Origin of the sequence: Bifidobacterium longum subsp. longum JCM 1217 (assembly GCF_000196555.1) — a bacterium.
GTDB classification, from domain to species: Bacteria; Actinomycetota; Actinomycetes; order Actinomycetales; family Bifidobacteriaceae; genus Bifidobacterium; species Bifidobacterium longum.
The window spans coordinates 2219611-2235145 of sequence record NC_015067.1; the positions used below are offsets into that span (position 1 = coordinate 2219611).

General features: G+C 57.5%; 7 protein-coding genes. 2 read left to right on the forward strand and 5 right to left on the reverse strand.

Features of this window, described 5'->3' with window-relative positions; all coding sequences use genetic code 11:
* Positions 1-147 precede the first annotated feature (147 nt).
* The 5 genes from BLLJ_RS09505 to BLLJ_RS09525 all read right to left on the reverse strand — a co-directional run bounded on the left by BLLJ_RS09505 (position 148) and on the right by BLLJ_RS09525 (position 13013).
* On the reverse strand, positions 148-4689 hold the full coding sequence (locus BLLJ_RS09505; protein WP_013583001.1) for an exo-beta-1,6-galactobiohydrolase: 4542 nt from the start codon (positions 4687-4689) through the stop codon (positions 148-150).
* A gap of 303 nt (positions 4690-4992) precedes the next feature.
* Entirely contained in the window at positions 4993-6489 is a 1497-nt protein-coding gene (locus BLLJ_RS09510; protein WP_007052945.1) for an RNA-binding domain-containing protein, read from the reverse strand.
* 339 nt (positions 6490-6828) lie between these two features.
* On the reverse strand, positions 6829-8352 hold the full coding sequence (locus BLLJ_RS09515; RefSeq protein WP_013583003.1) for an amino acid permease: 1524 nt from the start codon (positions 8350-8352) through the stop codon (positions 6829-6831).
* A gap of 187 nt (positions 8353-8539) precedes the next feature.
* Entirely contained in the window at positions 8540-12223 is a 3684-nt protein-coding gene (locus BLLJ_RS09520; protein WP_032740909.1) for an FtsX-like permease family protein, read from the reverse strand.
* Between the two features lie 88 nt (positions 12224-12311).
* Entirely contained in the window at positions 12312-13013 is a 702-nt protein-coding gene (locus tag BLLJ_RS09525) for an ABC transporter ATP-binding protein (protein ID WP_013583005.1), read from the reverse strand.
* A 143-nt stretch (positions 13014-13156) separates the two neighbouring features.
* On the opposite strand from BLLJ_RS09525, the gene BLLJ_RS09530 reads away from it, so the two are divergent.
* Positions 13157-13726, forward strand: coding sequence for a TetR/AcrR family transcriptional regulator (locus BLLJ_RS09530; protein WP_007057465.1), 570 nt, complete (start codon positions 13157-13159; stop codon positions 13724-13726).
* Positions 13727-13948: 222 nt separating this feature from the next.
* Positions 13949-15430, forward strand: a complete 1482-nt coding sequence (locus tag BLLJ_RS09535; protein WP_007057459.1) for an amino acid permease — start codon at positions 13949-13951, stop codon at positions 15428-15430.
* The last annotated feature ends 105 nt before the right edge of the window (positions 15431-15535 follow it).

Genomic DNA, 15535 nt, shown 5'->3' on the forward strand with positions numbered 1-15535 from the left:
GCCAGAAAAGGTTCGACAAATCAATATACCGATACTGAAAACTCAGTATTCAACTTGTCGGACCAATTATGGTCAAAGAGCGGAGGAACCGGCCGGCAATAGTCAATATTGCCGGCTTGTTCCTTCACCCATTACTGCGCGAGGGTGCTATGCACGCTTGCGCAGCATGAACAGTGCACCCGCGGCAGCGGCCAGCAGAGCGACAGCGCCAGCGATGGCGGCAACACTGGAACCGGTGTTGGCCACCGTGTTCTTGTTGCCGTTGCCGGTGGCACCGGGCTTGTTGGTGTTGCCGGGCTTCTGTTCTTCAGGGCCAGGGGCGACTGCGTTGGCCTTGACCGTGACGTTGAAGGTCGCGGTCACACCACGGTAGGAGACGGTAATCGCCTTCTTGCCTGCGGTGGTGGAGTCGAACGAGCCAATCGCAAGCTGCGGGTCGTCAAGAGCGACCGGCACTTCCTTGGTCTTGTCGCCACTCTGGTAGACGGCAGTCACCTTCAGACCGGCGGTATCGAGCTTGTCGCCGATGGCGTACTCGGTCTTCGTGGGTCCGATCACCTTGAGCGAAGCCAAAGTGAAGGCGTTGAAGGTCACCGTGTAGGTCTTCGTCTCAGACTCGTCGGCTGAGGTCACCGTAATGGCGGCCTTGCCGCCAAGCTTGCCGTTCTCAACCGCGTCGCCAGTCACCTTGACGGCGGCGGCATTGTCGGTGGCGAAGGCCTGCAGCACCGGGTTTGCCTCGGCGTCGACCGGCAGATCAACCGTGTAGTCGGTCTTGGACGGGTCGAAGCCTTCAACGGTTTCGCCGTCAAGACGCAGGTCGCCCAGCGTGGCATCGGATGCTGGCTGCGGGGTGAGTACCGTGCTGTCTTGTGCGAACACCTGGATCTCAGCCACGTTGATGTACACCTTGGTGTCCTGCAATGTGTTAGTCAGGCGGATGGCCTTGGCCTTTACCGGGGTGCCGAGCACGAAGTCAACGGTCGGGGTGTCGGCGGCGGTGATGCCGTCGGAGCCAGAGCCGGCATCGCCGGCCTGTATCTTCCAGCCATCCTTGGTACCGACTCCATGCCATTCGCCAGCCTCATCCTGGTATTCCAGCGTCTGGCTCTTCGGCCAAGACGCACGACCATCGTAGTAGAAGAAGGTCTTCACTTCGGTGATGGTCTGAGCTTCGTCGAAGGTGAACGTGGCGACCGGGTCCACCGTCGAGGCGGTGGAAGCCCAAGTGGACCAACCCTTTGACGTAGTGTCACCATCGATGGCCTTGGAAGCGGAGGCACCCTCCTGGAAGTTCACCGAGAAGTTCGTGCCAGAGGCCGCGGCGATGTTCTTCGCAGCACCCTGAACCGGCGTCACGAATGCCTGAATTTCGGTGGCGTTCATGTAGTCGTTGTTCACGGTGTTCACAATGCGCATCTTCGTGGCATTCACTGTGCCCTTATCGGCCTTGAACGTCACCGTCTGGCCTGCGGCAGGCTTAACATCGCTACCGAATTGCATCCACGTCTCGCCATCAGTGGTGTACTCGGCCTTGGCGGAAGCCGGAGCCTTGTCACCATACGTAATGGTCACGCTGCTAAGCTCACACTCAGAGCCGAAGTCAATCGTGGCGGTCGGGCTGGCGGAATAGTCACCAGCAGAGTTCCACGTCACCCAGGCTTCAGCTGACGTGTCACCATCGGTGAGCTTCTTCCACTGATCGCCCTTGCTGTATTCCGTCTGCTGGTTGGTCACGGTCAGGTTGGAAGCAGTGTCGGCCACATTCTCAGGCGTGGCGGCGGTGACATAGATCGCGCCCTTCAGTGCAATCGTGGTCGCGTCGTCCAGCTGGTAAGTACCGGTCACGGCAATGTTGTCGCCAGCCTTGGCATCGGCGAGCTTGGTATCAAGCCCATCGAAGTTCCACGTAACCTTAGCCGCATCGCCCTCGAATGCAGGCGATGCCTTGACGTGTAGGTACACCGGCGCAGCCTCAAGCGCGGCCTTCGCCTCGCTCGCACTGGTGCCGGCCAGCACTGTAGCCGATACCGGATCGGAAACGGTGAGCGCGCCAACGTAGACCGTAGCGGTGACGTTGAACTCGTTGCCGTACACATCGGTGGCGGTAGCGGTGGCTTCGTAGGCGCCTTCCTTGGCCACATCGACCTTGGAAGTATCCCAGTTGGCAACCGTGGCCTTGCCTTCGCCCCAAGTGTAGTAGAGCGTGACTTCGACCGGAAGCACGGCCTTCTCGTTAACGGCGGTCTGCACGTTCACGGTCTTCTGGCTGGTCGGCGTTACATTGCGCAGAGTCCATGTCTGGTTGGCGGACGGCGAAGTGCCGCTCGGTGACTGCCACAAGCCAACCTTCGTGCCGACTGTGGTACCAGAGTTATCCACATCAAGGTTCGTCTTAGTCGCGGCATTGAGCAGCTGGTAGGTCGAACCATCGGAAGTGTTGAGAATCCACTTGGCAGCCGGGTCGGATTTAGCGGCCCCAACCGTTTCGTTGGAAAGCGCGTTCGTGCCATCCTTGGACACCAGCACCTTGCCTTCGGCGTTAGTAATCACATAAGCCTTGAGATCAGGGCGCTCGGAGTCGGTGGGCTGCTCGATCTGGGTAAAGGTCCAAGTCTGCTTCTTGGCGTTCTCGGCATCGGAAGCGACGTTGGCCAGGGACAGCGCGGAATCACCAGAAGTGGTATCAGCCACGGCCTTGCCGGACTGCTTACCAACGAGCTGGTAAGTGTCGCCGGTCTCGACGGCAGCATCCTTAGCGTAGCCGGTCACGCCAGTGAGCTGGATGGAGGCGATAGAACGGGCGGGCACAGTGACCGTAGCGGTCTTGGCAGCCTTGTCAATCATCACAGAGCCTTCAGCTTGCTTGACGTTGCTGGTCTTGGCGAAGACTTCCGGAGTGGCGGAATCGACACCCGCGTTCTTGTCTTCGGCAGAGGTTTCGGTGGTCAGGTAGAGCTCACCGTAAGCGTTGTCGGCAATCTCGCCGTACTTCGACAGGTCGATGACGAAGGTCTGGTCAGAGGTGCCGGAGTTGCGGTGGATGACGGTCTGCGTCTTGCCATCGTCGGAGGTGGCAGTCATGTTGTTGTCTTCATCGTTGTTGGCGATGACCTTGTCGCCCGCGTGGATGAAGTGGGTGATGGCCTTGACGCCGTTGTACTTGGCGTTTGCAATAACCGTGCACGGTTCAAGTCCATCGGTGGTACCGCCGTTGTTGTTCACGCGGCGCTCGGAGTAGAGCTTGCCGTCCATGCCAGCCACGGTGCAGTCGAAGTCGATGAGCACGGTGCCCCAGTTGGTGTTCTCACCGGCCGGATTCACATTCGAGCCCATCTGCATGTTGTAGAGGTCCTCGACCACCTGCCAGAAGGTGAAGTCCTTGGACTGCAGGCGGGTGACGTTGGAGCTGATCTTGCTCATCATGCCCAGCGCGTTGTCGAAACCGTACGGGTTGTAGGAGCCGGACTGCCAGGAGCCGTCCACCTCGCTCATCGACAGCTTCTTGCCGTCTGCCTGAGCGATATCGCGCGACTGCATCTGGTTGCTGTCGGAGTAGGCGTGAACGTTGTACTGGCCGATAAGGTCCTTGATCGCCTGCGGGTACTGGTTGTACGACTTGACGAAGTCGGCGGAGTTCGTGGCATCGGTGGCTGCGATGATGGTGTCATCATTGTCCTTGAGCGCCTCAGCGAGTGCGGTAATCGTCTGCTGCTGCTGGGCGTTGCTGACATGCATACCCTCCTGCGGCTTCTTCAGCGCGTTGGAGTATGGGGTGACGGACCTATCTTTGTCGGAGTAGTACTTATCCCAGTAGTTGTTAATGAGCTTGGTGTTGTCATCGCTCTCATCGGTGTACTTCGAAGCCATGTCGCCCGGAGTGCCCCAGTAACTGGTCTCGGACTCGTTGAACGGCTCGACCGTGTCAACGTTTGCGCCAAGGCTTTCGAGGTGCTCGACGTTCTTGGCCATGTACTGAGCGAATTTCTCAGGGTTTGCAAGATTATTGCTACCGGAGTTGCGTCCACCAGTGGCGTAACCGCTGTTGGTCAGGAACCACGGAGCGGAGTTGGCGAAGGCCTCTACATCGGTGATGTCGGGGTTATCGCCGGTGGCACCGCGCTCAATCCACCAGTCTTGGGCGGCGGACTTGGAGAAGTCATACTGGTTGTCGTCAGTCGGGTCGAATGCCGCAGCCAGCTTGTCTTTGTCGGCCTGCTTGGTGGTTACGCCATTGCCATACGTGCCGGAGCCGGTGGCGTCATCTTTCCACGTGCCAGGCACGGCAGCGCCTTGGCGCATGAATGGGTAGCCGTAGGCAACATCGGAGGCATTGCCGCCGCCCACGTTGTAGCGGGCCATGTTCAGGTCCAGTCCTTCATCACCGAAGATGGACTGGTAGAACTGTTCGCGCAGCTGCTTGCCGTATTCCACAGCCTTAGCCTTGGAAGCGTCATCGCCGAGATTGGTGGTGATGGCCGATTCCTCGCCGAGGCTGCCGGTGGCGTTGGCGAACCAAGCCAGCGAGGTGCCCCAGCCATCGAAACTGTTGGCATACCACGGGTTCGGGGTCACGGTAATGGCATCGTTATCAGCCGCATACGCAGTGCCGGCAACCGCAAACGCCCCTCCTCCCACTAGTGTTGCCGCCGCAACCATTGCAGCAAGCGATTTGCTCAGTACCCTCATTGGTCTCCTTAGTGTTCCTGCTGTCCGCCTTATACCGGAAAAATCGGCCTTTGCTTCACTGAGCCGGCCTCTTTGCCTGATACATGACCTACGTCGACTCCTTCTTTCGGCGCAGCCAAAATGTTTACGCAAACATTTTGATATGAGCGATTTTATCACAAAACCGTCACCCAGCAAACAACTTCAGAGACCACAAACGACGCACAAAGTCATGAGCCATTCGAATTGCGCTGGCCCAATCGCTACGAATCATATTTGCCGTAGCCCTTAAGTGAATCCCACTGCATCGAGATATCGCGCCCGCTATCCCTTCCGATAACGCCGACCACGCGTGTTGCCTTCAGCAATCAGCTTTCCTTGCGCAACTAAACCGTTTAGGAATTTGCGGACTGTTCTGTTATCGAGCTCTGTTATCTTGGCGAGTTCAGGTACAGTCACATAGTCAACCTCTGTCAAGCGTCGATTCATCGCCGACAGCATCGCTGCCCGCGAATCAATTTCACCCGATGCGGTTGCATCTGCTTTCTTACCATCCACACGTTCCCCGCCAATGAGCCTCGCACCCTCTTCGGCATCTTTCTCAACTACAGATCTCACGCTAGCAAAACCAGAACCATCCACGGTCTTCAGCGCAGGAACAATAGGAATCGTCGCCTCGAATATGTCACCATCGCGGAACTCAGGCTCTCGCTCAGTATATTGCCGGGACGCTCTTATCAGATTCCGCAGTCCGCTACCCAGCTGCTCGGCTATGCCGGTCTGCACAAACACATTAGCGATAATCGGATTCTTTGGCATTGGCGTGAACTCGCCCAGCTTCATTCGACCTTCAAAGAATGAGCGCGAAGCATTAACCGTCCGGATGGATTCATTATCAATGGTGACACGCGCCACCACCGGACTGGAATACTCCCGATGCATGAGGCTGTTTGCCACCAATTCACGGGCGATCATCGTACGCGGGCTCACTCGCTTATCGCCCTTTAACACAAAGCGGTCAGGCAGATTCCGCTCAGTAAATTCACGGAGTTGCTCGTACGAATCGAACAAGTTGGTCCGCACCATAAGTCGGTCATCGTATCGGTCAATATTGTCTCGCCGAACCACGGCATCAGTAATATACGCTGGGCAAACCGAGGAAATGACTTCATCCTTGCCCAAGAGCAGCACTGCAGCAAGATTAAAGCCCTCTTCGCCGGTCGTGTAATCACGATCGTATAGCTTGGCGCTGCGGAACAGTTCTTCGTCAGACATGGTTCCCCAAGGGTGCCCAGCTCGCTGAGCGACCGCCAGCTGCCGCATTCGCGCAATCAGCTCAGGACGCAAATCAAACGGAGTCACGTAACGGAAAATTCGCCGTTCGGAATAGTAGTTCTGCTTGCGAATATACATTTGACTAATCTGGATATCGCTTTCGATGTGTGTATCCACATCAGCAATGCGATCAAACACTGCGCCCTTGAACCGCACAACCGAAGAACTCGGAGCTACCCAAATACGAACAATAATCCGTTCGTCGTACTCGATATGTTCCGTTTCCACCATTGGAGCCGGTTCGAACATCTTACGATTAGACACTACGTTGACAACGTTGCGCTCTATCTCACTAACGCGCTTAGAATCGACGCCGAGCACTTGACCGTCATCGTCAACGCCAAGATAAATGCTGCCACCAGAACGATTGGCGAATGAGCATACAGTCTCAAAAGTATCCGTATGAGGCAATTCGCTGCAGCGCTTGAACTCGACCATAGATGATTCACCGGCCTGCAGCACTTGCATAAGTTCATCCTGCGTCATCGCATTCCGCCCTTCATAGCGATAATTCATACATTAGGACATGGCACTTATCGTATTTTAGCATCTAATTAGTACATTAGGACATTGTTTTATGTCCTAATGTACTAATTAGGCGGCTAATTGTACTAATAATTGCACACTGATGTACTAATCCGATGATCGAATGCACTAATTGTCCGCACAAATGCACTAATCGGATGACCGAATGTATCAATGAGACCTATAGGCAGCCGATTGGCTGACGATCAGCCCAGTCATTGGCTATCGGCCGCTAGCCAGTCAGCCGCCAACAGCCAACAGCCACCCAACCAATAGCCGCCAGCCAATCAGCCCGTCCAATCACTCCTTGTGTTCCAGTGCGGCCTTCAAATCGCGGCTACGGTAGCGTTCGCGCAGCATAGAGAATCCACCGAAGCCCACAAGCCACACCAGGCCGGCAATCGCGGAATTGCGCGTATCGTCCGCAAGGAACAACGTCAGGTAGATGAACACGAAGAACACGATTGCCACCGTATTGAGCACCTTCCACGCGGGCATGACGAACCCGTCCGGAATGAAATCAGCGGAACGGCGGTACCTGCGATGCGCCAGCAGCGTCAGGATGTAGATGAACAGGAACACCGCGGAGCTGGCGGACGAGAACAGCACGAACGCTCCGGACACACCGGGGATGGCGTTGACGATCGGCGACAGCAGTATCAGCGCCGCGGACACCAGGATGGCGCGGGCCGGCACCTTGCGATCGGACACCTTGCCGAGCTTGTTCAGCATCGGGTTCGGCGACACCTCGGACAGCTGGTACAGGTGGCGGCCAGCCGAGTACAGCAGCGAGTTCAGCGCGGAAGATGCGGCGGTGATCACCACGAAGAACACCAGCGCGGACGCCCAATTCAGCCCGGCGTACTGGAACACCATAATGAACGGGGAGGCAAAGGAGCCGTCCTCGTTCGGCTTGAACGAGGTCCACGGCACGATGCACATGATGGCCACCAGTGCGCCCACATAGAAGATGAGCACGCGCACGATAATCTCGTTGATGGCCTTGGGCAGCACCTTGCGCGGATTCTTGGTCTCGGAGACGGTGACGCCCACGAATTCAATCATCTCGTAGGCGAAGAACACCATCTGGAAGCTCATGAGGAAGGCCATCCAACCGTTCGGCGCGAACGAGAAGTTGGCGAACAGGTTGTCGAATCCGGCGTGGCCGGCCGGGCTCACGTGGTCCACGCCGTGAATCTGCACGGCTGGGTAATGGTAGCCGATCACGATCATGACCACGGCGGTGGCGATCATCGCGCAAATCAGCGTGATCTTGATCATCGAGAACCAGAATTCCACCTCGCCGAACACCTTGACGGCAATCAGGTTGATGGAGACCAGCGACACCAGGAAACACAGCTCGATCAGCCATTTCCAATGGGTCAGGTCGATGCCGAACGTGTCGAAGAAGGTGATGAAGTACGTGGAGACGGCCGTGATCTCGGTCATGCCCAGCAGCACGAGCGCGGCCCAATACGTCCAGCCGGCGAAATGCCCCCACCCGTTGCCAAGGTAACGGGTGATGAAATTGATGAAGGTGTGCTGGCTGGGGTCACGGTACATCATTTCGCCGATGGCGCGCATCAGGAAGAACATGATGACACCGACCAGAATGTACACGAAGATGATCGAGGGGCCGGTTAGCGAGATTGACTTACCCGAGCCCAGGAACAGGCCGGTGCCGATGGTGCCGCCAATGGCGATGAACTGTACGTGGCGATTGCTCAGGCCACGCTCCATCTCGTTGGTCTGGTCCAGGCTTTCGACAGACTTGAGTTTGCCCGTAGCCTGCTGTGTACCACCATTCACATTCGTATCGGCCATACTGATTTCATTTCTCTTCTCTGCCGCCCGATTGTTACGCACCAGACGCGATACTCGTTCAAAACAAGTTCAAACTGTATCACCGAAATATGTCACGAAAACCGCTCAGCTCAAGAATACATGCGATGATACTGTAAATATTCCGCCAAAAAGTTCAATTCATCAACACCAAATTGAACTTCTACCTCTATTCCACGGACTTGAGCGAGCTGACCGGGTCTACGCGATCGAGCACTGGGTTGGTGAACAGCTGCACCAGCAGCGCGAACGCCAGCGTCGCCACCACGGCAATCGCATAGCTGTGCCAGTGCACTTCCACTTCGAAATACAGCGACGGCATATTCAACGCAGCAGTCAGTAATCCGCCTATCCACCTGCCAAGCGGCAGACCAACCACCACACCCATACCGGTCAATATCATCATCTCGCGGTTCACGTAGTTGTGCACCTCGCGGTCATAGAAGCCCAGCACCTTCAGTGTGGCCATCTCGCGGATGCGTTCGGACACGTTCGTATTGGCCAACGTAAACAGCACCACCAGCGCCAGGCCGCCGGCGAGCCCCACAATCAGCGCCACCACGGCACCCATCAAATCGAACTTAAACGTGGCGGCCAGATGCGCACAGCTCACGGCCTTGAGCACCGACGATTCCTCGCCCAACCGATCCGCATATTCGGCCTGTTCGGTCTCGGAACCTTTCAGCTTGGCGAGCATCGCGTTCCACGTCAAGGTCGAGGCAGTGCCATCTCCCGAAGCCGAAGACGTCACACCGTCGGCCGCAAACTTCTGGTCGTACAGTCGCTCACTGATGTACACATCAGAGCCGATGAGGTTGCGCGTCACCGCCGCAACCTTCACCTTGGCCCGCCCGCTGCCGCCATTGCTCAACGTGACGGTGTCGCCCGCATGAATATCCAACGAATTGGCTGCGGACTTCGCCACAATCACACCACTATCGTCCAGCGCTACAGTGCCGCCACCCGCTTTGCCGAAGATATTGGGCAGCTCGAACCACCCATCGTCACCGGCCTCTTCCAGCGTGACCATGTCGTTCAGTTTGTTCAACGAATTGTTGGGCACCGTCATCAGCTGCACGGTTTCGCTTTCCTGCGCCGCATTGCTCATCTCGCCGCTATCCACGCGCAGATTCAGCGTTTCGGTGGCCCGGCCATCTTGTGCCACCTGCTTGCGCATCGCGGCGGCGTCATCGTCATTGGCCACCACCATCAAGTCATACTGGTAGATCTGCTCATATTGCTTGACGCCAGTCGTGTCGACGGTGTCGTTAATCGCAAATCCGCAGATAATCAGCGCTGTGCAACCAGCCACGCCGCCCACGGTCATAATCAAACGCGACTTGAATCGGAAGATATTGCGCGCAGTGACTTTGCCGAGGAAGTTCAGCCGGCTCCATACCGGGCGAATCCGCTCCAACAATATGCGAGCGCCCGCCTTCGGCGCCTTCGGGCGCATCAGCGCGGCGGGCGTGTGCCGTATCTCCTCGCGGCAGGCGAGCGCGGTGACCACGCCCACACCGACCACGAACAGCACGATGCCGGCCGAGCCGTACAGCCAGTCGTATTCAAGTCGCACACCGGGCAATATATACAGTCCCTCAATCACCACCATCAGGAATGCCGGGATGCCGAGGAATCCGACCAGCAGACCGATGCCGCCGCCGACCAAGCAGGCGAGCAACGCGAACAGCAGATACCGGCTGGACACGGCGAGTCCGCCATAGCCGAGTCCAAGGTAGGTGCCGATAAGTCCGCGATCTTCCTCGACCATGCGGGTCATGGTGGTCAGGCTCATGAGCACGGCGACCAGCAGGAACACAATCGGGAATGCGCGGCCGATGGATTCGATGGAACTGACATCTGATTTGAGCGAGCTGAATCCGTCGATCGAAGCGCGCGTCTGCACATACCAACGTGCGTTGGCCACATCGTCGATGCGCCGTTGCTGCTTGGCGAATTCGCTTTCCGCTTCGCTTCGCATCGCATCGAGTGCAGACTGCGCATCATCCAGTTTCGCCTTGCCGTCCGCGAGCTGTTGTTCGCCTTCTTCCAGCTGCCGCTCGCCTTCTTCAAGCTGCCGCTTGCCGCTGGCCAGTTGGGCGGCCTGCGCTTCAAGTTGCGCCGACTGGGTTTCGAGGGTTGCGGCATTCGCTTCGAGTTCCGCGGATTTGGTATTGAGCTGTGCCTCTCCTGCAGCCGCTTCCTGTTCCTTGGCGGTCAGTTGCGCGTTCTGCTGGTCCAAGGTGGATTGTGCGGGGGCAATGGTTTCGTTTAATGTGCGCTGCAAATCGGCTTTCTGCTGGGCCAGACTGTCTCGCTGCGTTTGCAGTTCCGTTTGCTTGGCGGTCAGCTGTTGCCGCAGATCGCTGATTGACGGCACTTCAGGCAGGGTAATGCCAAGGCGCGCGAGCAGTTGCTTGATGGCCTGCCATGTGGGTGAGTTGAGGTCGATATTCGGGTCAAGTTGCGCCAGTAGATTGTCGGCCTGTTGAATCATGGACAGCATCTGATCAATTTGCGCCATGCCTTGGTCGATTTGGGTAATGCCCTGTTCGATTTTCGTGCGATTGGCAGTCAGTTCCGTTTGCGCCGCATCGAGCTGTTTGCGAGCCGAGGTGAGCTGCGCTTTGCCCGATTCGAGCTGGGTGCGCGCTTCGGCTATCTGCTGGCGACCTTGCGCGATCTGTTGACGGGCCGATGCAATCTGCGCACGTCCATCGGCGAGCTGCCGTTCGCCATCGGTAATGGTTGTCCTGTTGTTCTCCAATTCGGTACGGCTATCTTGCAATGTCGTTTTGTTGGCTTCCAGCTCGGCCCAGTTGTCGTCGATCTGCTTCTGGGCTTCGTCCAGCTGCTCGTTGGCCTCGTCTTTGGCATCATCCAGTTTGCGCTGCGCGCTGGAGACGATCTGTTGACGACGGGCTTTCTGGCGTGTGGTCTGTATCTGATGTTCGATACGGTCGGCCACGGTTTTGACGGCTTCATCGTAGGCATCGGAAAACGTGTCAAAATCGGACGCACCAGTGACGGCAACCGATATCGCAGTGTATATATTGCCGGTCACGCCGTCGCTGGGTGCAAAGAACGTATAGTCCTCGGATGAGGTGGACCGGAAGGAGGTCATGCCCGAATAGCCGTCTGGATTGTTGAGGTCGCGCGGGTCGAGTACGACGCCGGTGATGGTGAGTTTCGTGGGGAACTGCGGGGATTGCTCGGCGTCGGCGTCCGTATTGGCGGCGGACTTCGCATCGGATGCCGAGGCATTGGCGGCGACACCTACCGTATCGGCATTATTGGAATCGTCAGTCTCCGTGGCCGCTACCGATATGACGGATGAAGAGGTGTCTTGTGGCGTCACAGTAATGGTGCCGCCAATCTTGAGTCCGCTATCGTTCAGGAATTGCTGCGTAACCGCCACTTCGCCGGCCTTGTTCGGCAGTTTGCCCTGCCGTATGTACGGCTGATCAAGCCCTTCGGTACCGATTTCCTGCATGGTCACGGTTTTCTTGGTGCCGTCCACCAACGTGGTCACCGTCTGAGAACGTTCGGGCTGCACGGTTTGCACACCGTCGATTCGGCGCAGTGCCGCTGCATCATCACCGGTCAGGCCGTATGTGGATAGCACCTGCAGGTCATGCAGTCCCTGCTGATCGTAAAAACGACCGGCCGCCAGAAAAGCATCGCGGCATCCGGCGTAGATGCCGGTCAGCACGGCCACGCCAAGCAGCGTAATGACGGCGATCGAGACGAACCTCTTCCAGCTGCGCAGCCAGCAACGCAACGTATCTTTGGCAAATACCGCAGAAACGCCCGCTCCTCGACCGCCGCTATCGTCGAGGTTCCGCCGTTTCACAGAATGTTTCACAGGTTGTTTCACGAATCGCCTCGCTTGTTTCACGGGGCGTTTCACAGAGTGTCTTGCAGTGAGCATCGCCAATCACCTACCATTCGATATCGGCGATGGGCCGCGGCGTTGCGTTGACCTCCTCGCTGGTCACCTTGCCGGAGCGGAAGCGAATCACTTTGTGAGCCATCGGTGCAAGCGCGGAATTATGCGTGATGATCATTACGGTCATGCCTTGTGTTTGGCAAATATCCTGCAGCAACTGCAGCACTTCCTTGCCGGTCTCGTAATCGAGCGCACCGGTCGGCTCATCGCACAACAGCAGCTTCGGCTTTTTGGCAATCGCGCGGGCGATGGATACACGCTGTTGTTCGCCGCCGGACAGTTGCGCTGGGAAGTTCCCCATGCGCTCCCCCAACCCGACCTTGTACAAGGTTTCCACCGGGTCGAAATGGTCGGGGCAAATCTGTGAGGCAAGCTCCACGTTTTCCAGCGCGGTAAGGTTCGGCACAAGATTGTAGAACTGGAAAACGAAGCCGATGTCGTTGCGCCGGTAGGTCACCAGTCCCTTTTTCCGCAGGCCCGTAATATCGCGCCCGCCGACCACTACGCGGCCGGTTGTGGCGGTATCCATGCCGCCCAGAATGTTCAATGCCGTGGTTTTGCCGGCACCGGACTGTCCCAGAATCACGCTTAATTCGCCTTGTTCGGCGGTAAAGCTGGCCTCGTCGAGCGCGCGAATCACACTGCTACCAGAAGGATATTCCTTGACCACATGGTCGAATTCGATATACGCCATCGCACACCTCCAACGCGCTCGTGGCAGCCACCTAGCCCCATAGGCCCCGCCAAAACTTCCTGCTATACTCAAGTAAAACAACACTGTGTCGGTTCTGCAACCAACAGTTGGATTGTGGGTTGTCGGAATTTGGGGAGAAGGCCATGGCCAAAGAATTGACGGAAAGCCGCCGCACCCGCTACACGAGACGTGCCATGCAGGACGCGCTTATCGAGTTGCTGCGCAATCAGCCGCTCGGCTCCATCACCGTTAAAGCGTTGTGCGAGCGGGCCGATGTGAATCGTTCCACGTTTTACGCGCATTATGCGAGCATCGAGGAACTGCTGCACGACATTGAAGACGAAACCATGGCCTGGGTCACCACCGCACTCGAACAGCTACTCGCCCAGCCAGATTCTGCCGGCATCGAGCATGTTATTGAGCGCATCTGCCAGTACATTGCCGACAATCGCAAGCATCTGCAGGTATTGATGAGCCCGAAAGCGGATATCGGCTTCCAGCAGCAGCTGCTGGGATTGATTTACAGCCAGCGCGGCGTAGGCGAACAGTTGCAATCTTCGGCGGGTTACCCAGCCGAGGCGCAGATGCGTATGCGATTCGCCGTGTCCGGCAGCATTGGGCTTTTGCAATATTGGCTCGCCACCGATCTCGCGGCCTCTCCCGAATCGGTGTCCCACACCATCTTCACCATGTGTATGCCTGCCACGCAGTGAACACGGTGAATTCAGTGAACTCAGTGAAGCGTGCGGTTTCATAAGCATCGCTCGCTATAGCTTCGCCTGCTCACCGGCCGCGCCCACGCCCGCGCTTGCGATAGCGCACAAATAGACGATTGACCATTTCTGAGACGATACGGCGGCATAGAATAACGAACGTTGCGCATCGCGGCAAGCCCCGCGTGCGCCAAAACCCAAGAAATGTGAGAGAAGGGCACAATGAGTACTGCTGATGCGCCTAAGAAGCCGCGCGAAACCGACGACGTGCCGGTGCCGGCCACGCTGCGCAAGTCACTGAAGAACCGTCATATCCAGCTGATTGCACTGGGCGGCGCCATCGGAACCGGCCTGTTCTATGGTTCCAGCGAATCCATCGCGCTGGCCGGCCCCTCGATTCTGCTCGCCTACTTGGTTGGCGGCTTCGCAATCTTCATGATCGTGCGCGCGCTGAGCGAAATGTCCGTTGAGGATCCGAAGGCGGGCGCGTTCAGCTACTACGCCACTCGCTACTGGTCCAAGCGCGCCGGCTTCATCTCCGGTTGGAACTACTGGTTCAATTACATCCTCGTCTCGATGGTTGAGCTGTCCGTGGTGGGCAAATTCGTAAACTACTGGTTCCCGGCGATTCCGACATGGGTGTCGGCGGCCGTGTTCTTGGTGATTATCTGCGCCGCCAACCTGCTGGGCGTCTCCAAGTTCGGTGAGTTCGAGTTCTGGTTCGCCATTATCAAGATTGTGGCCGTGATCGCCATGATCGTCGGCGGCCTGGCCGTCATCATCTTCGCTCTGCCCACCGCATCCGGCATCAAAGCGAGCTTTGCCAACTGGTTCACCTTGGAAGGGGGCTTCTTCCCGAACGGTCTCATGGAGCAGACTAAGGACGGCACCTGGACCGGCCTGTTGATGGCGCTTGTCGTGGTGATGTTCAGCTTCGGCGGCACCGAGCTCATCGGCATCACCGCCGGCGAAACCGAGGACCCTCGTCGTACGATTCCCCGCGCCACCAATGACATTATCTGGCGAATTCTCGTGTTCTACATTGGCGCGCTCGGCGTAATCATGGCCGTAATACCGTGGAACACCATCGGCGGAGACGATGTTCCCAGCCCGTTCGTGCAAATCTTCGATTCCGTGGGCATCCACGCGGCCGCCGGCATCCTCAACTTCGTGTGCCTGACCGCTGTGATGAGCGTCTACAACTCCGGCCTGTACGCCAACTCCCGCATGCTGTATTCGCTGGCCAAACAAGGCAATGCACCCGCGTATCTGGGCAAGCTCAACGCTAAGGGCGTGCCGGTGGCCGGCGTGCTGACGTCCGCCGTGATCACCGCCATCGCCGTGGTCGTGGTGTTCGTGTGGCCTGAGTTCGCGTTCAACTATCTGATGTCGATTGCCACCATCGCCGGCATCATCAACTGGACGATGATCATGTTCACCGAAATGAAGTTCCGTAAGGTGGTCGCCGCGGGCGGCGCTCCCGAGGATTCCGAACTGGCAGGCAAGTCCGGCAAGGAAGCGCTCGACGCGATTCACTTCAAGCTGCCGTTCGCTAAGGTGACCCCGTGGGTGGTGTTGGCGTTCTTGGCACTGGTGGTGGTGCTCATGTGCTTCTCCGCCAGCTACCGCGTCGCCGTTATCGCCGGCGTGATCTGGCTCGCCATTCTCTTCGCCGCCTACCAGATCACTCAGGCGAAGCGATAAGCCCCCTATTGCAAAAAACTCTCACTGAGGGATGCCCAGCGAGAGTTTTTTGCAAAATCAGGCCACTCGTTGCAAATTTCTCTCACTGACTAAGCGTCAGTGAGA